This window comes from Acinetobacter legionensis (assembly GCF_057165765.1).
Genome location: NZ_CM169896.1, coordinates 2,005,043 through 2,030,707, shown reverse-complemented (window position 1 = coordinate 2,030,707; position 25,665 = coordinate 2,005,043). Strand labels below are relative to the sequence as shown.

The 25,665-nt window shown below is 34.7% G+C and carries 23 protein-coding genes and 1 pseudogene; 7 read left to right on the top strand and 17 right to left on the bottom strand.

Going from position 1 to position 25,665, the window contains the following annotated elements; translation table 11 throughout:
* Positions 1-418: 418 nt before the first annotated feature.
* From AC2G3J_RS09260 to AC2G3J_RS09235, 6 genes are all read right to left on the bottom strand, one after another.
* Positions 419-2,527, bottom strand: coding sequence for a sensor domain-containing protein (locus AC2G3J_RS09260; protein ID WP_336951016.1), 2,109 nt, complete (start codon positions 2,525-2,527; stop codon positions 419-421).
* 533 nt (positions 2,528-3,060) lie between these two features.
* Complete coding sequence (locus AC2G3J_RS09255; RefSeq protein WP_419359710.1) at positions 3,061-3,927, bottom strand: MBL fold metallo-hydrolase; 867 nt, start codon at positions 3,925-3,927, stop codon at positions 3,061-3,063.
* A 6-nt stretch (positions 3,928-3,933) separates the two neighbouring features.
* The gene (locus AC2G3J_RS09250; RefSeq protein ID WP_419359711.1) at positions 3,934-4,344 is read right to left on the bottom strand and encodes a DUF6691 family protein; all 411 of its coding nucleotides are present in this window, start codon (positions 4,342-4,344) and stop codon (positions 3,934-3,936) included.
* 2 nt (positions 4,345-4,346) lie between these two features.
* Positions 4,347-4,763 (bottom strand): YeeE/YedE family protein, encoded by a 417-nt coding sequence (locus AC2G3J_RS09245; RefSeq protein ID WP_419359712.1) that lies wholly within the window; start codon positions 4,761-4,763, stop codon positions 4,347-4,349.
* A 403-nt stretch (positions 4,764-5,166) separates the two neighbouring features.
* Positions 5,167-5,910 (bottom strand): ATPase, encoded by a 744-nt coding sequence (locus AC2G3J_RS09240; RefSeq protein WP_336951010.1) that lies wholly within the window; start codon positions 5,908-5,910, stop codon positions 5,167-5,169.
* Positions 5,911-5,916: 6 nt separating this feature from the next.
* Positions 5,917-6,174 (bottom strand): hypothetical protein, encoded by a 258-nt coding sequence (locus tag AC2G3J_RS09235; RefSeq protein ID WP_303576033.1) that lies wholly within the window; start codon positions 6,172-6,174, stop codon positions 5,917-5,919.
* Between the two features lie 233 nt (positions 6,175-6,407).
* Between AC2G3J_RS09235 and AC2G3J_RS09230 the strand changes: the two genes are divergently transcribed.
* The 6 genes from AC2G3J_RS09230 to AC2G3J_RS09205 all read left to right on the top strand — a co-directional run bounded on the left by AC2G3J_RS09230 (position 6,408) and on the right by AC2G3J_RS09205 (position 13,873).
* Positions 6,408-6,719 carry an ArsR/SmtB family transcription factor gene (locus tag AC2G3J_RS09230; protein WP_336951009.1) on the top strand — a complete coding sequence of 104 codons (312 nt, stop codon included), beginning with the start codon at positions 6,408-6,410 and terminating at the stop codon, positions 6,717-6,719.
* A gap of 124 nt (positions 6,720-6,843) precedes the next feature.
* Positions 6,844-8,571, top strand: a complete 1,728-nt coding sequence (locus tag AC2G3J_RS09225; RefSeq protein WP_336951008.1) for a SulP family inorganic anion transporter — start codon at positions 6,844-6,846, stop codon at positions 8,569-8,571.
* A gap of 169 nt (positions 8,572-8,740) precedes the next feature.
* Positions 8,741-9,937 carry a serine/threonine transporter SstT gene (sstT, locus tag AC2G3J_RS09220; RefSeq protein ID WP_419327249.1) on the top strand — a complete coding sequence of 399 codons (1,197 nt, stop codon included), beginning with the start codon at positions 8,741-8,743 and terminating at the stop codon, positions 9,935-9,937.
* A gap of 32 nt (positions 9,938-9,969) precedes the next feature.
* Positions 9,970-10,644, top strand: a complete 675-nt coding sequence (locus AC2G3J_RS09215; RefSeq protein ID WP_336951006.1) for a YoaK family protein — start codon at positions 9,970-9,972, stop codon at positions 10,642-10,644.
* A gap of 15 nt (positions 10,645-10,659) precedes the next feature.
* Complete coding sequence (locus AC2G3J_RS09210; RefSeq protein WP_336951005.1) at positions 10,660-11,196, top strand: DUF2058 domain-containing protein; 537 nt, start codon at positions 10,660-10,662, stop codon at positions 11,194-11,196.
* Positions 11,197-11,785: 589 nt separating this feature from the next.
* Complete coding sequence (locus AC2G3J_RS09205; protein ID WP_483770988.1) at positions 11,786-13,873, top strand: TonB-dependent receptor plug domain-containing protein; 2,088 nt, start codon at positions 11,786-11,788, stop codon at positions 13,871-13,873.
* Between the two features lie 133 nt (positions 13,874-14,006).
* Here the strand turns inward: AC2G3J_RS09205 and AC2G3J_RS09200 are convergent, their stop codons facing one another.
* From AC2G3J_RS09200 to AC2G3J_RS09155, 10 genes and pseudogenes are all read right to left on the bottom strand, one after another.
* Positions 14,007-14,747 (bottom strand): adenosylcobinamide-GDP ribazoletransferase, encoded by a 741-nt coding sequence (locus tag AC2G3J_RS09200; RefSeq protein ID WP_419327252.1) that lies wholly within the window; start codon positions 14,745-14,747, stop codon positions 14,007-14,009.
* Complete coding sequence (locus AC2G3J_RS09195; RefSeq protein WP_336951000.1) at positions 14,744-15,355, bottom strand: histidine phosphatase family protein; 612 nt, start codon at positions 15,353-15,355, stop codon at positions 14,744-14,746. The genes AC2G3J_RS09200 and AC2G3J_RS09195 overlap by 4 nt, the downstream gene beginning before the upstream one ends.
* A gap of 30 nt (positions 15,356-15,385) precedes the next feature.
* Positions 15,386-16,438, bottom strand: coding sequence for a nicotinate-nucleotide--dimethylbenzimidazole phosphoribosyltransferase (cobT, locus tag AC2G3J_RS09190; RefSeq protein WP_336950999.1), 1,053 nt, complete (start codon positions 16,436-16,438; stop codon positions 15,386-15,388).
* Positions 16,439-16,518: 80 nt separating this feature from the next.
* Entirely contained in the window at positions 16,519-17,031 is a 513-nt protein-coding gene (gene cobU / locus AC2G3J_RS09185; protein ID WP_336950998.1) for a bifunctional adenosylcobinamide kinase/adenosylcobinamide-phosphate guanylyltransferase, read from the bottom strand.
* Positions 17,019-17,687, bottom strand: a complete 669-nt coding sequence (locus tag AC2G3J_RS09180) for a 2'-5' RNA ligase family protein (RefSeq protein WP_336950997.1) — start codon at positions 17,685-17,687, stop codon at positions 17,019-17,021. Before AC2G3J_RS09180 ends, cobU begins: the two co-directional genes overlap by 13 nt.
* 100 nt (positions 17,688-17,787) lie before the next feature.
* The gene (locus AC2G3J_RS09175) at positions 17,788-18,462 is read right to left on the bottom strand and encodes an HAD family hydrolase (RefSeq protein WP_336950996.1); all 675 of its coding nucleotides are present in this window, start codon (positions 18,460-18,462) and stop codon (positions 17,788-17,790) included.
* Between the two features lie 62 nt (positions 18,463-18,524).
* On the bottom strand, positions 18,525-20,123 hold the full coding sequence (locus AC2G3J_RS09170; protein WP_336951467.1) for a histidine-type phosphatase: 1,599 nt from the start codon (positions 20,121-20,123) through the stop codon (positions 18,525-18,527).
* Positions 20,124-20,374: 251 nt separating this feature from the next.
* On the bottom strand, positions 20,375-21,862 hold the full coding sequence (locus tag AC2G3J_RS09165; RefSeq protein WP_419820359.1) for a phosphoethanolamine transferase: 1,488 nt from the start codon (positions 21,860-21,862) through the stop codon (positions 20,375-20,377).
* A 131-nt stretch (positions 21,863-21,993) separates the two neighbouring features.
* A pseudogene (locus tag AC2G3J_RS09160) lies at positions 21,994-22,569 on the bottom strand (TMEM165/GDT1 family protein).
* Between the two features lie 355 nt (positions 22,570-22,924).
* Entirely contained in the window at positions 22,925-23,362 is a 438-nt protein-coding gene (locus AC2G3J_RS09155; RefSeq protein ID WP_419327260.1) for a DNA breaking-rejoining protein, read from the bottom strand.
* A 298-nt stretch (positions 23,363-23,660) separates the two neighbouring features.
* Here AC2G3J_RS09155 and AC2G3J_RS09150 point away from each other — a divergent pair, with 298 nt between their 5' ends.
* Positions 23,661-24,980: an NAD(P)/FAD-dependent oxidoreductase gene (locus AC2G3J_RS09150; RefSeq protein ID WP_483770987.1), complete on the top strand. Its 1,320-nt coding sequence runs from the start codon at positions 23,661-23,663 to the stop codon at positions 24,978-24,980.
* Positions 24,981-25,254: 274 nt separating this feature from the next.
* Here AC2G3J_RS09150 and AC2G3J_RS09145 read toward each other — a convergent pair whose 3' ends face one another.
* Complete coding sequence (locus AC2G3J_RS09145) at positions 25,255-25,488, bottom strand: hypothetical protein (protein ID WP_419359725.1); 234 nt, start codon at positions 25,486-25,488, stop codon at positions 25,255-25,257.
* Between the last annotated feature and the right edge of the window lie 177 nt (positions 25,489-25,665).

Genomic DNA, 25,665 nt, shown 5'->3' with positions numbered 1-25,665 from the left:
TTTTCACTTGACCAAAGTAAGTCCAATAAAAGTTGCTAAAGTATACGTAGTTAAATTTCATCATGACATTCTCCAAAATCTTTACACTTAATTGATTCAAAATATTTTTAACATTCAGATATAAAAAAACCTGATCGGTGTTGCCGATCAGGTATTAACTTTGATGGGCAACCAATTCATTGCCCGAACGACTTCAGGCAATTATCTAAAGAATTGCCAGAAATAATAAGAAGTAGCGATTACAGGTTGCTTTTTCATCTTTATGTCGTTCATAAAAATCTATATTGAATTTACAATACCTGTAGTCTGTAGACTTTTCAAGCCCTTTTTTAAAGTTTTTCTATATTTTATGTATGGAATACAAATGATTGAGTTAAGACACAATTTAACCTAATCATTGGTGATAATCCAAAGCCCATCACTTCAACATTTCTTGTACTTGTTTAGCACAAATCGCTTGGCTAAATAAGAAACCTTGGCCAAATTTACAGCCCATGGCTCTTAAATTTTCAAGCTGCTGAATTGTTTCAATCCCTTCTGCAATAATATCTAAAGAAAGGATTGGACCTAATTTTGCAATACCTTCCACAATTGCTTTAATCGACTTTTCTTCATGCATACGACTCACAAAATTATAGTCAATTTTTAAACTATCTACAGGGTAATCTCGGATATGTGTCATCGATGAATGCCCTGTTCCAAAATCATCTAAGGCAATTCGAACGCCTTCTTGTTTAAGTTTTTTCAACGCTCTGATGACATATTCATAGCCACGGTCTGCCAAAACATGTTCAGTAATTTCAATTTCAACAAGATGGTGTGGAATTGCATACTGGGTTAAGCGCTTCAATAAAATCTCGGCATAATTATCCCGCATAAACTCTACAGGCGAAGCATTGATTGAAACAGGCAACACTTTAAAGCCTTGTTTGATCCAATGGGAAATATCTGTAAATATTTTATCATGCATTGTTTCACTGATTTTGGTTGCTAATTCAAAATCATTAAATGCTTCAGCAACTGTCGCTGGTAAATAAACATTTCCCTTTGGATCGCGCCATCTCAATAGTGCTTCGAAACCAATAATTGAGCAATCATCAAGTTTCACTTTAGGTTGATAAAATGGTTCAACTTGATTATTACGGATAATTTGACGTGCTGTGATTAATTGTTTCGCCTTGCCTTGAGCAATTTCAAACATGTCTACACCAAACATACGAATACCACCACGACCTTGTTCTTTAAGATCATTTAAAGCAGCATCTGCACATTTCAATAAACCTGAACCATCTTTGGCATCCTGCGGAAAAATTGAACCGCCAATACTCATTCCGCCATTGAGCAATTTACCACTATAAGTAATAGGTGCGTCCAATTGTTTCAATAATTTTTGGGAAACAGCCTCAATCTGCTCATGACTTTCCACATGGTCAATCACTACTGCAAATTCATCACCATCTAGTCTTGAGATATATGCATTGTCATCTAAACAATGTGCGAGACGCTTCGACAAGACTTTAAGTAAATGATCACCAGCAGAATGCCCTAAAGTATCGTTGATATACTTAAAATGGTCTAAATCAATTAGTAATAATCCAATTTTACTTCGATTCTCTCGGGCTTTAGTAATAGAGGATTTTAACTTTCTTTTAAATGCACGACGATTCATCAGACTCGTCATTTCATCAAATTCACAAATAACTCTTAATTTTTCTTCAGCAATACGTTGTTTCGTTATATCCCGTGAAACACATAAAATGCTAGTAGTTTGACCATTTTCATTGATAACAGGGGTTAAAATATTGTCCCAATACATGGTTAAGTTGCCGAACACACTTTTACCAGCAAATCTAGAATTCTTGCCTTTTACAGCTTCTTTAATGGCTTTTTTGCCTTGTTCACGCACTTCGGGTGGTAATAGTGCAAGCCATTCCATACCAAAATTTTTTACTTTTTCTTGCCCTAGTAAGGCAATACAACCAGATTTATTCATCTGTGAAACATAACCATCTGGTGTGATAATTTTAATACAGTCGACACTTACATCAAGCATATCGGTATTGGCTTTTAATGACTCATTGGTTTCACGTAATAGCATTACACGATCATGAATATTGGTACAGGTTATAGTCCAATCAAAAAATTGTTGTTTATAAACTGTACTTTGTGCAATCAACGAAAACCATTGATATTCGCCATTCACATGGCGGATACGGCATTCTTTTTCAAAACGTTGTCCAGTTTTTTGCGCTGATATCCAAATATTGTAGATATGCTCTGCATCATCTGGATGTAAGCATTTAATCCAATCTGAATCACAAATATGATGAGTATCTACGCCAATAAATTCTTTTAATGGTGTATTACAATATCCAATCCCTAACTTTGTCACCCAGATAAGGTGGGGTATCAAATCCAAGGCTTTTTTGACTTCATTCAAAATTTGCGCAGATCGAGGACTTATAGACTTTGGAAACGAATCCACCTGATTCAAACTCGAATGCAAAGGTAAATAAATGCCTGCCATAAATTAATCCTATCTATCAACGCAAAATTAAGATAAACCATCGTTCAAACTTATATGTATTTAAAATAACCACAGATTCATATATCACTTAAGCGTCGAGTCATTATTTTTTTCAAATAGTCATGTGACACAAATCACACTTTAAGTAATAAGTTTAAATTGTATACAATAAAGCTTATAAAATCTATTCTTTTAAGTTTTTAAGTATGTTTCAAATTTATGACAAATCCTTATTTATTTAAATTATCCTTAAATATCAAATTGATAAATAAATTTTATCTTTTGTAATAACAGTAATCCCGCTCTCTCTTTTGATTTTTCTAGAGAAACTTAATTCCATCATTGAGTTCTGCCCTTATTCCTAATAATCTTAACAATATGCATAATCAAATCAATCATTGCGCAATTTTCAAGCATATTAAAGAAGATTATTTTAAAAAATTAAATAAAAAATCATGATTATTAAATCTGAAAATTATTGAATAAAAATTCAAATCATTATCATTTAATAAATACATTTTAATTTAAGCAATTTACCTAAAATAATTTAAAGGTAATTTTAAATAACGAACACCATTCTTTTCAGGCTCAGGAAATTGACCTGCATTCATATTAATTTGAATAGCTGGAAGGATTAGTTTCGGCATAGACAATGTAGCATCACGTTGTTCCCGCATAGCAATAAATGCTTGTTTAGTGACTCCTGTATGGATATGGATGTTTTCTTCACGTTGGGTCTTTATGTTTGTTTGACAATGAAAATCTTGGCGTGATTCTGACAGGTAATCATGGCATAAATACAACCGAGTATACTCGGGTAAGTTAAAAATTTTCATTACAGAATCATAAAGTTGTGCAGCACTGCCCTTTGGAAAATCACAACGCGCTGTGCCATAATCAGGCATAAACAAAGTATCACCAACAAAGGCTGCATCACCAATCACATAGGTCAAACAAGCTGGGGTATGACCAGGCGTAGGGAGATTATATGCCTCTAACTTGCCAATCTTAAAAATCTCATGATCTTTAAATAAATAATCAAAGGAATGCTGTGCTTTTAAAGCCTCATAATCAAGATGATAAATTTGACTAAAAATATCTTGAACAGTCACAATTTTTTCACTCATGGCGATTTGACCACCTAACTGTGCTTTTAAGTATTGCGAAGCTGTTAAATGATCTGCATGTACATGTGTTTCAAGAATCCACTGCACTATAAGATGATGTTTTTGAATATACTCAATAATATGGTCTGCATGTGTTGTCGATGTTGTTGCAGATGCCGCATCATAATCCAATACACTGTCAATAATGGCACAGTATTGAGTTGCAGGATCAACCACCACATAACTAAAGGTATTACTGGCTTCATCAAAAAAATCTTGTACAAATGGATTCATAAAAAATTATGCTCCTGTCACTTTGCGATGAATCAACACGCCAAACAGCATGGCAGCAATAAAATATAGGGCTTGATAATGACCTAAACCAATCAATGTAAATGCTGGTGCTGGACAAATTCCAGCAATTCCCCAACCTATACCAAAAATGAAAGCGCCTGCAACTAACTTTGTATCGAGTTGGGTATTTTTTGGTAATTCGATCACTTCATTAAACACAGTCACTGGTTTTCGTATCGCTTTTTGAAAAGGAATAAATGCGACTACAATTGCGCCGATCATCACAAAAGCCAGACTTGGATCCCACTGCCCGAATATATCTAAGAAACCGATGACTTTGGCTGGATTCGACATACCCGAAAGCATTAAACCTACAGAAAATAGCCCGCCAAAGATAAATGCAAAGATATTTTTCATGATTAAGCTCCAATCACATGGCGCATCACATACACTGTGATAAATCCAGCCAGCATAAAGATACAGGTTGCGACAATTGAGCGTTTAGACAAACGACTTATCCCACAAATTCCATGACCACTGGTGCAGCCTGAGCCTAATCTTGTGCCAAAGCCAACCAATAGACCTGCGATGACAAGTAAAATTGGGCTTGTCGTTAGGATCACAATTTCAGGATTAAAAATCTGTCCATAGATAAATGGTGTGATAAATAATCCCAACAAAAACCACAAAGCAGGGGTTTTAAAAATCGTGTGTGTATTGAGGACTTGTGCAATTAGACCACTTACCCCTGCTACACGACCATTTACAAATAGGTAGCCAACCACAGCAAATCCGAGCAGAAGACCTCCCCAAAAGGCCAATATAAAATCATGCATTGCTTTAAACCCATACAATATATGTTTTTATAATATATAATTATTTAAATTAATCAACTTCATCATTCAGATAAATATATGTAGAAATATGCAAATAAAAGGCATAACTGCAAATACAATCCCTATATGCTCTACCAAAGAGTTGCACAGCATTTTTTTAGTTTTGATTTAAAAATATGAATAATTTTATTTACTTTTATTTTTAAAAATCAATATTTTATGATTTATTTTAATTTTTAATACTTTCCCAATAGACTTCTTTTATAAGACCTTTTTAAGCAATGCATCAAAATAAAATCCCTCTTATCCTTGCCTTCTCAAAAACTAAGAAAGAACTTTCAATACCAATATACTTCACTCAGCAGGATTATTTTTAGGTTATGAAAGAGATATAATCATCAGATTAATTAAACTCACTCAATACTTTGTCTACAAACCATTTAGGGAAATACTCTACAACAGGATTTAGTTTTAGCACTTCACCCTTTTCTATCTCTGCAATAAAAGCTGCTTTTTCACCGTGACTTGAATTATCAAAAATATATGCACGATCTGAGGCTTCAATTGCCAACATCAATAAATCTAAACTACGGTAATAGCGCTCACAGATTTTCTGCACTGGTACAGCATGACCACCTGTAGCAACCCTATATTGCACACGTCCAATATTAATTTTTGGGTCAACGGTTGCCACATAGTACAGATATGTTTTAAAGCCTTGTTTCTGGGCTTCACGTAGAAACTCAACTTTGCTGATATGCGACATCACAGTTTCAAAAGTGAAACTCATTTTTAACCTTAAAAATTCCATCCGAATAAAATCGATAATGCGTGCGCAAAGATAGGAGTCGATTTCATCTCGGTTAAATATAATGAGTCCATCCACAATTTGTGGTTTTGAGGTTAATAGCGGCACGACTTGGTCATTTTTTTTACGTTTTTTTTGTTTTAAAAATTTCAGTAATGCTGCGCTAGATAAATCATGATGATAATCATCTAAGCACAAACTTTGAGTCGCAGATAATTGTTTTTCAAGCTCATCTGCATTTAAATATGCCCCAATCTGATGGGGCGCTAAATAGTCTTTAATTGTGCTTTTACCTGATCCGTTTGGACCAGCAAACATTCTTATTCTCGGCTGTCGCATATAAAGTTATGCCATCACCTCTTGTTTCTTTTTACGTTTTAACACACTGTGTTTAAGCTTGGGAACCACATAGGCAGAAGATAAATCTTCAACAACTTTGACTTCACCATTGCTTTGTTGGACCAGCTGTTGATCTTTTACATAAGTGATTGTAGCGTTTGACTGACTTGCATGATTAAATGCCGCACTAAACGCATCGATAGCAAGCACTGGAATCGTTGCCTCCTCACGTAATGTCGTCTTCATTGCTGTAAATGTCGTCATGTCATATATCCTCAGCATAAACTTTAGCTGTAGTTACATCTTAACATATCACTTATTTTTGTCTATTTATTCATCATTGAACACAGAAAATCTATTTCCGTAGAAGATTAAAATACAATGTGAAGATATATTCACAAAATTGATTTAGAAATTCATCAAAAAACATATGCTAAAAGCCATACGACAACTTCCGACACAGTTATAATGTGCTAAATAACGGATAGAACCTGCCTATGTCTAGTGATCTTGAAATTGATGTAATGCGTGAATCAGCTTCTTCAGTGGTAACTATTTTAAAATCTTTAGCCAATACAGATCGCTTATTAATTTTATGCCATCTTGCTCAAGAAGAGTTAAATGTTTCACAAATAGAAGAAAAAACTCAGATCAACCAACCCACCCTTTCTCAACAATTGATGATGTTGCGTAAAAGTGATGTTGTTTCGACGCGCCGTGATGGAAAGCAAATTTATTATTCTATTAAAGATCAGAAAATGACGGTGGTATTGTCAACATTATATGATTTATATTGTCCACAAATTTAGCTTTTCTTTTAACATTAGATAAATTTAAAATAAAACAATACTTTATATACAAAAATTAGTTGTCACTATTTTTCTTAGCATTTTTTATGCATAATATATATGAAAATATGCTAATGAAATTCAAATGGCTGATCCTAAAGTTCAACTCAGTAAAATACTTCCTGTCTGGCAATGGCTCCAAGACTATAATGTTCCTAAATTTAGAGCCGATCTTCTTGCTGCTTTAATCATCATTGCAATGCTTGTACCACAAGGCATGGCTTATGCTATGGTCGCAGGCTTACCCCCTGTGACAGGCTTATACGCCAGTATTTTACCCATGATCATCTATGCCATTGTTGGCGGTAGCCCAACATTGTCTATTGGTCCTGTAGCACTGATTTCTATGATGACCTTTGCAACACTTGAACCCTTATATGAGGTAGGCTCACCAGTCTATATTCAAGCTGCATGTTTATTGGCACTTCTTGTCGGTATACTTTCAACTTTACTTGGCATTTTCAGATTCGGATTTTTAATTCGTTTAATCAGTCATCCTGTCATTAAAAGTTTTATCATCGCCTCCGCAGTGCTGATCGCACTTAGTCAAGTTAAGTTTATACTTGATATACCTTTAAAATCAGGCAATGTTATTGAGTTTATCCAAAGTATTTGGCAATACATTAACTTTACTAGTATTGAAACTTTGATTTTTGGGGTTTGCTCCATACTCTTTTTGCTTTACATGCCTGTTTTCTTTAAATCAAAGTTATGCAAATCATTTTCAAATTATCTTCAATTCTGGGTTAAAGCACTGCCCTTGGTTCTGGTGTTTATTTCGATTGCGTTAATACATTTCCTGCATATAGACCAATTTGGTATCAAAACTGTGGGTGAGATTCCTTCGGGATTTCCACCAATTGCCATGCCTTACTGGCGCTGGGATTTGGTGATCCAGCTTTTACCTGGTGCAGCCATGATTACCATGGTGAGTTTTGTCGAATCTATTTCTATTGCACAGACCACAGCATTTCAGCAACGTAGTGAGCTTAATAGTAATCAAGAGCTGATTGCACTGGGTTTAGCCAACTTTAGTGCAGGTGTCACATCAGCATTTCCTGTGACTGGCAGTTTATCACGTACAGTGGTCAATGCTGATGCAGGCGCAAAAACGCCTATGGCTGGCGTTATATCATCAATTTTTATCGTAATTGTGAGCTTGTATTTTACTGGGTTATTTAAAGAGCTTCCTTTGGCTATTCTTGCTGTCACCATTATAGTATCAATTTGGAAGTTAGTTGATTTTAAACCTTTTGTCGAAACATGGCATTATTCCAAAGCGGATGGAATTGCCATGTGGGTCACATTCTTTGGGGTATTGTGTATCGATATATCAACAGGTTTGATTATTGGTATTATTTCTACATTTTTATTGCTGTTATGGCGTATTAGCCGTCCGCATATTGCCGTCATTGGCTTAGTTGAAGGCACGCAACATTTCCGTAATATTTCAAGACATGATGTTTTAACAAGTACCAATATTGTGTCTATTCGTATAGATGAAAATCTAAGTTTTTTAAATGCCAATACCTTAAAGGAATTTATCATTTTAGAAGTCAGTAAACATCCAGAACTACATCATGTAGTGATCAATTGCTCAAGTATTAGTAATATTGATGCAAGTGCTTTAGAAACTTTGGAAGAAATCAACAGTGATTTAAATAAATTAAAAATCCAAATGCATCTCACAGAAGTCAAAGGCCCAGTCATGGATCGTTTAAAACAGTCCAATTTAATTAAACAGCTCAGTGGAAATATTTATTTAACGCATTACCAAGCCATGCATAAATTGGATGCTCAAACTTTTAGTTAAATAATCGTTTAAATTATCAACATTTTTTATTATGATTGCTGAAAAAGCTATATATTTTTTAATATCTTAATTTTTATGGCGAAATTGTATTATTTAAGTTTTCGCTTTTAGGTATAGAATACGCGGCTTGTTCATCGATTTTAGACCAGTTTAGGCATAAAGGTTCAACATGTTTGCTGCCCTAGCACGTTTAAGTTTAGTTACTCGTATTCTTATTGCCATTATTCTTGGTTTTATAGTTGCGTATCTATTCCCCAATTCAGCCCAATATTTCATTATTTTAGGCGAGCTTTTTATTAAAGCATTAAAATCCATTGCACCAATTCTTGTATTTGTCTTGGTTCTCTCGTCTATCGCTAACTTTAAAGTTGGCGAAGGCGCGAGCAACTTAAAACCAATCCTTGGATTATATGCAATTGGAATGTTACTGGCTGCTATTAGTGCAATTACGATAAGCACAATATTTCCAAGTACTTTAATTTTTGCCCATGCAAGTGAAGTTACTTTACAACCACCAGGTAGCGTAGCAGAAGTATTAAAAAATTTACTCCTCAGTTTTATTACCAATCCAATAACAGCTTTACATGAAGCCAATTTCATTGGGATTTTAGCTTGGGCGGTAGGCTTAGGTGCAGCACTTCGTCACGGTTCGGAAACGACTCAACAAGTGATTACAGATGTTGCAGATGCAATTAACGCTATCATTCGTGTCGTGATTGCTTTTGCTCCAGTGGGGATCTTTGGTTTAGTTGTTGCGACATTTGCGCAAGCAGGTTTAGAAACTTTAAAAAACTACGCGCACTTAATTGCTGTACTTATTGGTACCATGCTTTTTGTTGCACTGATCATCAATCCATTAATTGTTGGTTTTGTGATGCGTAAAAACCCATACCCATTGGTTTTAAAATGCTTAAGAGAAAGTGGAATCACCGCATTCTTTACTCGTAGTTCTGCTGCCAATATTCCTGTAAACCTTGATTTAGCAAAACGATTAGGGGTAAATGATACCACTGCAAACGTTGCAATCCCTCTAGGTGCAACCATTAACATGGCTGGCGCTGCTGTAACAATTACTGTACTTACTCTAGCTGCGGTGCATACGCTTGGTATTCAGGTTGATATCGTCACTATGGTGATCTTATCTGTAGTCTCTGTGGTAACAGCTTGTGGTGCTTCCGGTGTTGCTGGTGGTTCTTTGTTGTTAATTCCTGTCGCTTGTGGTTTATTTGGTATTCCTTCAGAAATTTCAATGCAAGTGATTGCAATTGGTATGGTGATTAGTGTGCTTCAAGACTCAACAGAAACAGCATTGAACTCCTCGACTGATGTATTATTTACAGCAGCAGTCGATCTTTCTAAAAAGTAATATACAGCGTATATGAACAAAAAGAAGGAATTATGCCTCTACAGTATTTGCCCGTTTGGATTCAACTAGGTGCGTTTATGCTTGCGGTCAATGCAGGCATAATTAACGTACTTGGTTTAATTACCGTTCTACATCAATCTATTTCTCATATGACGGGCAATGCCAGTTTATTTGCGCAAGCACTTATTCATCAACAATATGAATATGTGCTTTACTTATTTATGGTGATTGTCAGTTACGTCATTGGTTCAAGTTATAGTGGCTTTATTTTAGGAAATAGCAATTTTAAACTCGAACGGAGATATGGTATTCCACTTAGTCTTGTGGGTGTGTTTATTCTCCTTTGCTGGTTATTTATTCCTTTTTATCCAAAATATGCTTTGCTTTGGGCGAGTACAGCAATGGGAATGCAAAATGCTATGGTCAGTCACTATAAAGGTACGATCATCCGCACTACACACCTTTCAGGGGTTTTAACGGATCTTGGTTTGGCTTTAGGTTATTTTTTTAGAGGCCTTGGCATTGAAAAACGCCGTGTGACACTACATCTACTGATTCTTTTCGGATTTATTCTGGGTGGACTGATTGCCAGTATAGTACATCCTTATTTACAATTAAATTCATTCCTTATCCCTGCTGGATTAAGTTTAATACTCAGCTTAACGTATTGGTTTATTTATTTTCGGCATGGTTCGAAACACATTTAATGGTTGGTTATTGTTATGGTCAAAAACGCGTTACAAGCACAGTTACTCAAAGCTGGCTTAGTAGATAATAAAAAAGCAAAGAAATTATCAAAGCAGGCACAGCATGAGCAACGTACAGGTCAGAGCAATGAAGCTGAGCTTAAAGCTAAAATTGAACAAGACAAGCAAGAAAAAATCAGTAAAGATCAAGCGCTGAATCAAGAGAAACAACGCGTTTTAGATGAAAAAGCCTTAAAAGCTTCAATTATCCAAATGATAGCTCAACATAAAATCAAAGATACAGATGGCGATGCGGTCTATCAATTTATTGATGGTTCAATTAAAAAAATCTATATCAATCAGCAAATTTATAATGCTTTAGTTTCAGGCAGTTTGGTGATCGCGCATGATAATAATGATGCGTATGCAATTTTACCCAAAGCTTTGGGTGAACGTATCAATGAAAAAATGAATGGATTTATTATTGTCAACAATTCTGAGAAGAATGAACAAGTGACAGATGAGGAAGATCCTTATGCTGCTTATGTTATTCCAGATGATTTGATGTGGTAATCCCCTGTTATATTTTTAGAAATTTCATCAGCCTAATGCTTCAATCATTAGGCTTTTTTTGATTTATAGTCAAACCATTTAATTATTCATACAATTAATTTTCATCAAGTCATTAATCAAAAATGAAGCTGAGGTTTTTATGTGAACTTTTAGAAACGATTGGTAATCAATTCGTTTTTTATACTTTTAAATCATAGATGCTTGTCCTAACGTGGGGCGACATGGATATCGCCGTTGGGCGGGGGTAAAGGACGTACCCCTCGCCCAACATGAGCAAAAACAAAGTACTGCTTTGTTTGCAGCGCAAGGTTTGGCAATCCCCACGAAAAGTGAGGCATCGCCTACGCAACGGTATTTAAACTTTGAATGTTAGATGTGGCATTGCAATGCTTTTATATCCAAGCAATTGATTTAACTAAAACTATTTTTAAGAGAAAATATATTCTTGTATCTGAGTTTTTTGACAGGTTGGCTATAAATAAAACAGTTTAAGTATTAAATTTATTTTTTATCCATGCACTTTTCCTCAAAATTTCTACATAATTGTGCGCTAATCTTACGCGAAATTACATAAATGGAACGATGCAACATGCACCGTAGAAAACTTTACTGGGGTACATTGAGTACTTTAAGCCTTACAATATGCGCTATCACCTCTGCAAGCCTTGCAAATGATGAAACGATATCTACAAATAAAACTATTGAAATGACTCAACATCAAGAAACTGAATCACCTCAACAATTAAAAACCTTGGTTTTTGCAGCGGAACAAACACCTGCTAAAGATCCTGATATCAGTGCGGTCGCTAAAACCATTGTGACACGTGAAGAAATGCTACAATTTGGCGATCAATCGGTCAATGATGCTTTAAGACGTGCAGCAGGTTTTCAAATGCCAACATTTGGACAAGGACCGCGTGGATCAAGCGGTTCAGGCAGCATGCGTTTTCGTGGTGGTGGCGCACCAGTATTTTTGATTAATGGGGAAGCTGTGCAAGGTGGACCACGCGGTGGTATATCTATTGTTGACTCGATTACGCCTGAAATGATTGAACAAATTGAAATCACCAAACAACCTAGTGTAGCTCAAGCCTCAGTTGCCTCATCCGCAGTGATCAATATCATTTTAAAAGAACCCTTAGACAATGCTCGAATCAGTGGCAATGTTAAATTAGGATATGGCATCACCCAATCCGATCAAAAAGAAGAACAACGTAAAAATATCAGTGTCCAAGCAGATGGGCGTGATGGTGCATGGATTTATAGTGTTTCATCCAATCAAATGTGGAATGACAGTAAAACAAGCACAGAAATTGAAAATATAAATGGTACACGCCAACAAATACGCAGTACCAATCGTACTAATACCATGTTTGCACCACGTATTGAATATCAAATTGATGATCAACGAAAACTGGTTTCAGAAATTTTTTATCGTAAGAATGAAAGTGATGGCTCTAGCAGTAATCAAGTTCAAAATGATAAAAATGACAGTATTCGTTTAAACAGCCGTTATGAGCGTAAAGATAAAGGTGACTCAGACAAAGTCCGCTTGTCTATTGAAAAACAAAATGAAACTGAATCCACTCGTTCCAATCAATACAGTTCTTATATTGATGAAACTGTGAATGAGTACGGTTTAGCTTATGATGGGGTACGCAAGTTTGATGAAAGTAAACAAGTAAAATTTGGACTTGATGCGCGTGCCAATGAGCTAGCAAGCAATATTGCTGATACATTAGATGAGCAACGTTATGCACTTTATTTGGAAGGCAGTTTGAAATTTTCAAAACATCAAACGCTTACCGTGGGTGTGCGTCAGGAATGGTTAGAACGTTCAGGCTTGGTCGGTTATAGTGATCAAAGCCTAAGTCCTGTGCTTGCACATCGTTTAGACTTCAACGATCAATGGTCTTTGCAAACCAATATTAGTCGCGCCTATAAAAGTCCAAATAGTAACAATCTCATGCCGACTGTTTCCATTTCAACTGATGCTGATGCAGGTTCTATCAATAACCCAGACCGTGGCGGTAATCCCAATCTTCGACCTGAAAAAATCACTGCACTGGAAACGACCTTGGGTTATAACACTACTACAGGAGGTATAAATATTACGGCTTTTCATCGAGATATTGATGACTATATCGAAAAAGTGATTCGTCAAGAAGGTACACGTTTTGTTGAGCGTCCATATAATCAAGACCAAGCAACAACCTATGGTGTAGAAGTTTCCGGTCGTTATGCTTTAAAACAAACTGAAAATGGTCATTCATTTATGTTGAATGGACAATTATCGACGGTACGCGCCAAAATCGAAGATACCGATCACAATACTCGTTTAGCCAGTGATGTTGCACCTTATACAGCTAGTACAGGCGTTTCATACAATTACCAGCCTTGGCAGTTAGCGACCAGTATTAATCTTACTTACACGCCAGAATTTACTCGTGCTCTAGATAATCTTGCCTATGATCGTACAAGTAACGAACGTGTAAATGTCGATATTAGTGCAACAAAACGCTTCCCTAAAGCTTGGGCAACAACACTGAGTGCTCGTAATATTTTGAGTACAGATTATAAAGAGAGTTTAAATAATCAAAGTGATGGTAGTTTATATGAAGCTCGAGTCAATGATGCTATTCCAAGTTTCTTGTTCAGTGTCGAGAAAAAATTCTAATTTTGATTGGAATAAATACATATATAAATCAAACTCTTATAAGTTACTTGCCAATAAATAATGAGTAAATAAACATAAATAAGTGATCCATTTAAAAACCGAAGTTTAGAAACTTCGGTTTTTCTTAATCTGCTTAAATATAAAAACCACAAATGATAAAACAGAGTAAACAGACGGTTTCTGCGATTTCTATACTTGCACCAATGGTGTCACCCGTAATGCCATCAATTCGTTGAATAAATTTATAGCGAAGATAAATTAAGGTCAAAATAAAAATCGTCGCGGTCACTAAACCTACCCAGACAAAATAACCTGCACCCAATAAACTAATACCAAAAATGATCATTGCCCAAGTTTTAGGAATATATTGAGCAATAGACCAACCTAAACCCTTTTCACGGACATATTCAGTGGTTAGAAATAAAAATAATGGTGTTAAACGCCCTAAAATAGGAAATAGAATCAAAGCAGTATAGTATTGCTCTTGTAATAACACATACAGTGCAGACCACTTAATCAAGCAGATAACAATTAAACTCAGCACACCAAATGGTCCACATGCTGGGTCTTTCATAATTCTTAAAGTATTTTCTTTATCACCAAAGCCACCGACCCAAGCATCCGCAGTATCGGCTAAACCATCTAAATGTAAACCACCTGTGAGTAAAATCCAGAGGACTAGAATAATAGTACTGAGTAAAACAACAGGTAAAACATGTAGAAAACTGGCAACGGCAAACAGAACCAAACCAATCAAAAGCCCAATCACTGGATAAAATAGCAGTGACTGACCATTTTGTTTTGGCGAAGGCATATTTTTTAAATGAACAGGGAAAACCGTTAGAAATTGCAATGCAATCAAAAATGGGGTCATTTATTGCTCTCCAATAACTCTAACTGCATGGTTTCACTGTCCAATATAAACCGATTTAATTGCCCAAGTTCTGCTGACATTTTTAAAATATCATCAAGAGATTGCTTTAGTGCAATACATTTTAAAAGCTTAATCACACCACCATGCGTCACAATCAAAGCAGTTTGGCTTTGGCTAATCAACATCTGCTCTTTGATTGCTTGTAATGCTTGCTTAATTCGATACTGAAAATCTAAATATCTTTCAGCATTTGGCGGGGTAAAATGTGTCGGAGATTGCCAAAAATTTTCCAATAACTCTGGGGACTTTTCATAAATCTGCTGTGTTGAAATGCCTTCCCAATCACCAAAATGTATTTCTTGTAATCGATGATCCTGCATTAGAGGTATTTTTACTTGTTCAGAAAGTGACTGTGCAAATGAAAAACAGCGCTTAAGGGGCGAGCTAAACATAAAATCCCAGTTCGTTTGCACAGAAGATTGATCATAAGAAATGGTCTGGTGCATTTGTTGCCAGCCCAATTCCGTCAATTCGTCATCAGTCGAACCACGCAAAGTATGATTCAGCGTAGTTTCCCCATGACGTAATAGATCAATCCTCAGTTTCATGCATATGCTCTTTTTGAATTATGAATAAATTTAAACTTTCTGGCCAATCACAGCTGCTTCTGCAAAGGTTGCCATGTTGTTATGTAAACTGCATGCCAACTTAATCACCCCCAAGGCAGCACCCGCACCACTGCCTTCCCCTAAACGTAAATTAAGCTTTAATAATGGATCAGCATTCAATTCTTGTAATAGACGCTGGTGTCCATATTCAGCAGACTGATGACCAAACAACATCCATTGTCGAACTTCAGGATTGAGTCGTACCGCGACTAATGCCGACACAGAACTAATAAAACCATCAACAATTACAGGAACGCCGAGTTGAGCACAACGAATATAAGCTCCTGTCATTGCAGCAATTTCTAAGCCACCTACAGCACACAAAACTTTAAATGCATCATTTTTAACATAATTTTTATGTAATTCAAGTGAATTCTGAATGATATTTTTTTTATGAATCAACTGATCAGCACGAATCCCCGTGCCTACACCTGTCAGTTGCTCAGCGGGCTCATTTAATAAGAAACATGCAATCGCTGAAGCTGAACAGGTATTGCCAATCCCCATTTCTCCAGCAATGTAAATTGAAGCACCTTGTGCAATGGCTTTTGCTACACTCTCACGCCCCAGCGCCATGGCTTGCTGACATTGTTGCTCAGTCATTGCCAATTGTTGAGCAAAATTGGCAGTCCCTTGAGCGATACTGTGACGCTCAACCCCTTGATATTGGTAAACTTCACCCACTGTACCACAATCAATGACTTGTAAAGTGGCAGCATATTCTTTAGCAATCACACTGATACACGCGCCACCCGTTGCAAAGTTTTGCAGCATTTGACGAGTTACTGCTTGTGGATATGCTGAAATATTTTCAGCCATCACCCCATGATCGCCTGCAAAAATCGTGATCCAAGGTTTGTCTACATTAGGTTTTGGGTTACTTTGCAAAGCAGCCAATTGCACGGCGACATTTTCCAAAACAGACAGTGAGCCTGTTGGCTTGGTCAATTGTAATTGACGTTCTTCAGCCTGTTGTTTTGTTTCTGCATTTGGTACTTTACATGCTTCTAACCACCAACTCATTGTTACTCTCCATCTCATATTTTAAAAATTCATTATTAATCGTTAAAATGCTCAAATTTGTATGATAGTAATCACAATATTTATCCTTTTAATAACATCGGAAAACCTGCGACGCAAAACACTACTTTATCAGCAATTTGACCTAATAGTTGATGTAAACGTCCTGATTCATCAACAAATTTTCGGGTTATTTCACCCATTGGTATAACACCTAGCCCAGTTTCATTACTGACTAAAACAATTTCAGACTCTAATTTAGGTAAGTTTTTAAGCAATTTTTCACATTCAATGCGTTGCATATTTGTGTCCTCATGCATCAATAAATTACTCATCCATAAGGTTAAGCAATCGACCAAAATCACTTGCTTTTCTTGATCTATTTGTTTTAAACAATCTGCTAGATAGAGTGGTTCTTCAATCAGCCGCCATTCATTAGGTCGTTGTGACTGATGGTGTGAAATACGTTGTTGCATTTCATCATCCCAAGCTTGGGCCGTAGCAATATAAATGACCTTTAGATTTGAGTCTTTCGCGATCTTTTCAGCTAATTTACTTTTTCCTGAACGCGCGCCGCCAAGGATTAATTGCAACATGAATTCCACTCCCAATATCCATCTGTTTTTTTCGGATTGAGTATAAGCTGATGTAACGTGGCTAAAGGCCCTTGTAAGACTTGCGCTTGATATATACCAAAATTAAGCCGATCAACGCTAATTTCAAAACTTTTTTGATCAATCGTTTCGATAGCTTTGAATATTTCTTGTGCTCTAATCTCTGTTGAATACAGACCTAAGGTAATATGTGGATAATAATGTAATGCAGCAATTTCTTGGCTTGAATAGGATAATAACTGTCTAATATTGCTTAGGCTATTTTCATGATCTTGAATTTCTATAAACAAAGCACTACTAAAACTATTTATTTTTCCTGTCGTTAATTTAAAACTATTTGGCTGGTTTTGGGTCAGAATTTTAAGCTGTTGTTGAAATTTGCTTTGAATAAAATCATCATCAAATTGCATTTTATTTTTTTTTAGAAAGCCACAAATATACAATGTGATATGAAATTGGCGTGTGTTGGGTTGCAATAAATAGTTTGAGAATTTTTCTGTTAAATCATTTAAATAAGCTAATAATTCGGGATGATGAATTTCGACGTACCATAAGGCGTAGTGTTTTCTCCCTTTGTGCCACTCAGGATAATTATGTGTCTCAGTTGGAGTTGTTAAACTTTGAGAATCTAAAAACACATCAAATTCACATTAATTTTAATGCTTCTATTAAAGCACGTAATCATCATGTTTAAATCTTGAATTGACTGAGTGTTGTTCAATTGAAAATGAATTTTATTCAGTCAGATTTTATGATTGCCTGATAAAAATCCAACATAGATTCAAAATAGTAATCTGCTCTCGCCAGCATGACCTGATTCGGCGCTTTAATATCCTCAATCAAAATCGTGACTCCCCCAGCCAAATCTGCTGAAGTAATCCCATTTTCAGAATCTTCAATCATCAAGCTGTGTTGCGGATTTAGATTTAATAAAGTGCAGGCTTTGTTAAAAATTTCTGGATGTGGTTTACCTTGTATCACGTCATCGCCACAGACCAACAAGGTAAAATAATGATCAATTTTTGCAAGTTTTAAATATTTTTCAGCAATTTTTCGGGTACTAGATGTAGCGACAGCCAATAGGATATTTTGAGATTGCAAATAAGCTAATATTTCTAAAACTCCAGCTTTCACTGGTACGCCTTGCGACAAAACTATCTCAAGTTCAATTTGTTCAGCACGCTGCCGAATGTGCTGGTAAGGAATATGTTGACCATAAAACTTTTGCGCTAAATGTTCTGAGCTTAACGCATTAAGCCCTAAACATTGCATCAAATAATCTAAGCTAAACTCTACACCGATAATTTCCAACGACGCTTGTTTTAATACATTAAACCTAAGCCTTTCAGTGTCCAGCATCGTACCGTCCATATCAAAAATAGCAGCTTGAATAGTATGTTGCTGGAATTTCACAGTGTTCCTTTTATAAACCGATCAAAAAGGAGAAACCAGTTCCCCTAAAATTTTATAGCAATCTATTGAATATTATAACATTGTTTCAACTTTAAATAATCATAATAATAGCTGTTTGCTTTATAGCGGGCATAATCACAATCTTTTTTAAAAGCAATCTCTTTTTCGTTGTAGAGCATTTTTAACAAAGTCTGCCCTTGCGAATTTTGATAAATATCCCACTGTAAGTTTGCTGCCATCGGTGAGATATCTTCACCACGCCATGCGCTATTTGAATAATTAAACGTCTGTGTAAAGGGCACAGATTGCATCATCCCCTTTAACTCTAAGCTAGTTGCTAAAGGGATAATGATTTCAGCATGAGCAAATCTTAATACAGCAACATTCTTTTGTGTGTTGCTCATAACATCATCAACTTGTTTAAATAAATCCTGTTTAAGTGATTTGGCAATATCTGTTGTTACAGCTTTTCCTGTATCAAAGCTTGGGCCTTTACTATAAAAATCATTGGCATCATTATATTGCGCATAAAACTTAGCCGCTTTGATAGGCATATATTTTTTAAAATGGGTCGCACCAAGCTCGTCTTGCATTCCATCGGTGATTGAATACAACTCGTACACATAAGCCGCAGCATCTACTGCACTGGCAATAGTATTTTTACCTTTTCCTTTTTCAGTAATCTGTTCTCCTTTTGGACTTGTTACAGTGAATGATCCTGAATTACTAAAGCTATAGCCAGTTTGACCAATTTTTTGAATAAACGCTGTTTTAAAAATTGGGCTTAATACATCTGTTGCGATTTTTTGCGCATTAGGATCTGCACTCAATGCTTTAATTTTTTGTTTTAAGTCTGGATCGTTCTCTTCAAAATCTTGATATTTTAAGCTAGCAGCATAGACTGTTTTGTCTAAATCCGTTTTAACATTGGTCAAATCGTCTTGTACATTTAAACTATGAAAATACAGATGAAAGCGATTTACCCCACCATCAACAATACTTGGTATAGAGATACTGTTGAGACTTTGATAACTTGCCGGTGTAATTACAGTTTTTAAACTCGGTTGCTGTTTCAATAATTCATGGGTAAAAAATTTAGCACTGTCCACCGCTCGATCCACACCCGAGCTGATGACTTGTACAGATTTACCTTGTTGGCTAGCTTGATTAAATAATTGTGGTAAGCGTAGTAATAAACGATCTGCAATACCCTGATGCTCTTTAATACCCACAGAAGTTTCGTTGCCATAGCCATACTGACGTATACCTTCTACCCCATAACCCAATAGAATATTGGCTTTCATCATAGCTTCTAAATCGGTACCCAATTGTTCACCCAATGGCGTTAAGGCATTTTCCTGTTTTGCTTTTAACCACATGTTGTATAAAGCTAAATCATATTTAATACTCGATAAACCTCGTGAACCATGTCGAGCAACTAATTCTGTAAAAACTGCATGATAACCAACGGGTGTTGCTTCATAACTGCTTAGTTTCTGCTGAGGTTGATAGGGTTGTTTAGTCTGTAAATATAGTGATGTATCTGCCTTGGGTGGTACTACAACAGCTGAATTATCATCATGATCATTATTGCAGGCTGTTAAAAACATTCCTGAATAGAAACAAATTATTAGAGAATATTTAATTTTAAATGGTTTCATCATTGAAATATCATATTAGATTGAATGCAGGCAAACTAATCAAAGAACATGACACTGATATGACCATTATCTATTTATTCCATTTAAAACAACAAAATAAAAGACAGCAATAAGAAAATACCAACCATTAAGAAATATAGTGACGAGTTGATACACTCCTATACTTATTAAAGACCATCTAATTTCAATAAAAACTATCAACTTACCCAAAAACCAGTTTAAAGCACAAACAATGTCTTGGATTATTTTAGCTAATGCCAAAGTAAGCCAGGTAAAAATTTACAGGTTTGATCTAACCAACATAGTTGTTCTTTACGATCTAACCTGTCATGTCCCCCCATTAGATGTAATATATAACGATCTAAATCACCAGCATCAATTGGTCTTTCACTTCTTATACCTTTAGTTGGCATTTGATCATACCAAATAACAATGGGAACACGATATCCAGCCTCGGTACTTGCACTATGTCCAGCATAGTTCTGATCATGTCCAACTTCATTACCATGATCTGATAAAAAGGTAAAAGATCTAAAATCTGATTGAGTGGAAGTTAGAAGGTCAAACAGCTTTGAAACAATCCAGTCTTGGTAAAGTATGCTGTTATCATATTCATTTCGCTTCAGTTGAATTAAATGGCTTATCTCATTTTTTTCAAGTTTTTCTTCTACTTCATCATTTGAAGAATCGCTAAATTTAGAAAATTGTTCTGGATAGCGCATTTTATAATTCGGATGTGAACCAATAAGATGTAGAATTATAAATTTACGAGGTTCTGGATCATTTAAAGCAATTTTATATGCAGGAAGAATCTTTTCATCTAATGAAGTACTACTACGGCCTGATTTCTTATTTATAAATACTGCTTTATCTGCATAAGCTGCAAAAAGCGAAGAAATATAAACATCGTCTTGGTTACTAATCCAGTAAACTTTAAAACCTGCAGCCTTTGCATATGCCATGATATTTTCTGGCGCATTATCATCCATTACATCCCGTGTACCATCATTAAATAAATAACGTAAAGATTGAATAGTAGAAGATGCAGGTGCGTATCCACGACAAAATACTTTGAACTGATCACTACGTTTAGTTAGTTCAGGTGTTGTATTTCTTGGATAACCACATAATCCAAAATTAAAACTTGTAATACTATCTGTTAAAACAATCGTATGTATCTGTTTTTTATTAAATTTACCATCAACAACCAACCTCTTTTTTGCATTAAGGGTCCATTCTTTATGTATTTTATCATGCTGTAAAATACGGAGTTTAAAGTCTGCAATATTGCCATAATATCCATACCAAAAAAGTAATGGATGTAAAGCAATTGAAGGCTTAAACGCATAACTCACTATACATAGTAATATTAACAAACCTACAGCATAGCGTCCCACTCGGTTTACTTGCTGATCATGTAAATCTGTTTTATTAAAATATTTAAATAATATAGAAAAATATAAAATTAGAGCAATTAAAATAAAGCCAATAAAGAGCGTAAAAAAAACCACATGTAGATGAAAAAACTCTAAACTTTCATTAAATGTTGTATTCGCAATAGATTCTACAACTGTATATGCTTCAGCATCACTATTGAACAATAGCCAACTTACTGAAAGTAAACTTGTATGAAATATAAAGATAAACCACCAAAATATGGAAAAAAATTTCCACAATAAGTTTGATTTTTGGGTCGCTTGAAAACACAGCCAGCAACCTGGTAGTGATAAAAGTGCCAATCGTACACTATCCGACCAGTTACCTGCTAAACCCAATAGCAGTAAAGTAATAAGTGGCGGAGTAAGTAGATACAAAGTAAAAAATAAGCGGTGCCAATATATGGGCATTAGTTTAAATCGCCTCATTATAGTTAGAAAAAGTAATATTGAATGAGTACAGTGATCCAAATAAATAAAAAGACAAGTATGCCAATTTCATGAATTAATGGAATAGGAAGTTTTCCAGCAAGCTTATTTCCAATGAAAACTGTAGGAGCATTCACTAACATTATCCCCAAACTCTTCCCTATAGTTACTCAGGCTATGCTGTCAAAACGCGCTGCTAAAGCCACCATAGCTAATTGAGTTTTATCAACAATTTCTGCAAAAAGAAAAGTATAAAGCTTGCACCAAAGATGCCATATTTTTGCCATTTTTTAATACTTTCGGATTCATCGCCTAGTCATCTGGAATAAGCATCCATACAGCCATACCGATAAATCCCACAGAAACTATCCAAACAATAATGTAGGACTAAGAACAGTAGTAATCCACTGCCCTAAAACAGCTGAAACACCATGTTTTAGTAATGTTGCGAGAAATATAGCGACAAGAATAGGAGTAGGCTTTTGGAGTCGAGCTGAAAGTAGTAACGCCAATAATAGGGTTTTATCCCCAATTTCGGATAAAGCAAATACGGAACGAGATATTAGCAAAGCGGATAGCATAATAATTTCTCTGGCTAGCAATAATTACCAATGATTTGTCACTCTTTCTAGCCAGAGCAGAGTCATAAATCAAAGGTCTTGCCAGCAAAAAGAAATATATGCTCGAAAGATCTTTTAGTTCTTTGCTAGGATGACCATGCCCATTTGAGCAATTATGTTGATCATCACCTCTTTACCTGAGTAAAAAGCGGCTACTTGCCAATGAAGTTTTTGTATTCTAGTAGAAATAAGATTAGTTTTCAATCATGCATTATGTAGATAAATTAAATCTATAATGTACTTTCAATATCATATTAATATAAATTCTATACCTACTATATACTTTAAATTATTGGATTTTTATGCCTTAAAAAGATCACCTAGCAGCATGTTTAAGTTCATTTTGAATCTGAATATTAAGTTGAAAATTAACTTTCTGATTTTGGCGAGCACTATTACGCATCTGATAAACTTGTATTGTGTATTCACCACTCAAAGGTAAAATAAGCTCACCAACTTGACCACCAGTAGAACCAATAAAAATTGCCTCATCCCTACCCGGCTTACTATTAGGAGAGAAAAAATTAATATTTGCTAAATTTTTATTACTGTTTATTTTAAATTTAAGAACTTGTCCTTTTTTTGCATAAATTTTATATTGAATATCATCATATCCCTTAAAACTTCCTGTCTGTGTTTTTTGATCTGTACCTTTGGAAAAGGTTATAGATTCTTGAGAAGTTTTAGCAAATGCAGATAGTGAACTAAATGATACTAAAACTGATAAAAGCGGAACACTTATGATGTTTTTCATTTTAAAACCTAATAATATTACTTGTCTCTAAGTATAGGAAAATTTAAATATTTATTATTTAAGTTATGTATAGGTTTATTAAAGATATCGCTTACCTTGTATCAAAGTTGATCAGAAGTTACATATATGCCCTCCAAGTCCGACTCCAATTACCATAAAAAGCCATGTTTGTAGGTTGAAATACGCATCCTATTAAACCAATCTATTGATTTATAATGAAAAAATATTAATAATTTTGTATAAAAAGTATAAGGTGTATTATCCTAGTTTTAGGATGTATAAGTGTACTATAAATTTTATGTTAAAAAATCGCGATATTCATCTTCCGATTATTATTATTGGTGCCGGTATTGCTGGAATAGCATGCGCTAAAAAACTACAAGAAAGTGGTAAAAAAGTTACCCTACTTGAAGCCAGATCTCGTATAGGTGGACGAATAGATTCATTGAAATCTGATTCTGATGTTTTTGATTTAGGTGCATCATGGATTCATGGTATTAAAGGTAATCCTATATGGAAAATTACCCAAGAAAACCACATTGAAACAAAAATATTTAACTACTATAAATCTCAATATTTTCATGAAAATGGTTTGCTATTTTCTGATCAAGAAGTTCAGGAGTTTGAATCTCATGTAGAAAAAATAGAAATGCTACTTTCTCAAACACAAACAATATCTGCCCTGAATGCAATTAAAGAAATAATATCTTCTTTAGATTATTCAGGTAGCAAATTTTCAGAGTGTTATCTTAAAAAAATATTATTTAACTTTTTCGAGCGAATAGCAAATGATCCATTTGCGACAAATCTTGACCAACTTTTAGCAAATTATAAAAATTATGAAGGTTATTTTGAAGGAGATGAAGTAATATTTCCCATGGGCTATCATCAAGTGATAGATGTACTTTCAAAAAAATTAGATATTAAATTAAATGTAGATGTAAAAAAAATCATCTGCAAAAATGATTATGTAAAAATTATTGATTCCAATAATAATTTTTACATAGGTTCTCGTGTGGTGGTTACTGTACCACTCGGTGTCTTACAAAAAAATCATATCGAATTTTATCCCTTGCTCCCTAATCACTATGCTAATTCTATTAAAAATATTGGATTTGGTTCATTCAATAAAGTATTTTTTGAATTAGAACAACCGCTTTCTTTTAGATTAAAACTACCTGCCAGACATATAAGTGATTTCTATTGGAATGATATTGGCTGTTTTAATATTTTAGACTTATCTGAAATTTATAAAAAACCAGTTTATTTGATGCTGTTTGGAGGAAAACAATCAGAATTTATCGATAATTCAACGAATAATCAAATATACCAGTTTATTTATAATAGCTTAAAAAAACAATTCGGCAGTATTCCCCATAAGCCTAAGAAGCTCATCATTACACGTTGGGGTTCTGATGCTTATAGTTATGGTTCCTTTAGTTTTCCATCACTGAAGCACACAGATGATCTGGTTAAAGTATTACACAAACCCATTCGAGAACAAATTTTCTTCGCTGGCGAGCATTGTAGTTTGAAATATGCAGGTACTGTTCATGGAGCATATTTAAATGGTAATGAAATAGCTGAAAAGATATTGGGAATAGTTTCACCTATTTAAAATAGTGGCTGTTATACAACAGTAAAACTTACTCAACCAAATAGATATGCGTGTAAATATTCAAAAGTAGCAGCTTCATGTCTATATCAACATCTAAAAAATAATTAATATCTAGATCTCTATTTATTATTTCATCATCATTGGTATGAGCAAGCTCATATACTGATACAATATTTCACATATATCATAATGTTGTTTTGGAGCCCATTTAATTATTTTCCATGTATTAAAGGGGCTTACGCCCCTTTAATTATAAGATAATACTTTGACATTATTACTTCGTGTTAGGAGCTTGCTGCTGTTCTTTTGCATTATTATCTTGTTTAGGATTAACACCAGAATTTTGCTGATCTTGATTTCCTTGTTGCTGTTTTTGAGGTTGATTACCTTTATCGCTATCAGGTTGTTTAGATGTTTGGTTATTTTGATTTGAACCAGGTTGATTAGTGGAGTTAGACATAATAATTATCCTTTTTTTATCATTAACATTAATGACAAAATCAAGCATGATCCTTTGCTTTATTAATAGCTACTCTTTATATGTATCAACATATATTAAAATTATAAAAATAAATTCAAAAGCATTGATTTGATTGAAATATTATTTCATTATTTTTTAATAATATTTATTTAGATCAATTCAATATAAACATTTAAAAATCAATCAAAATAAAATTTGCAAACA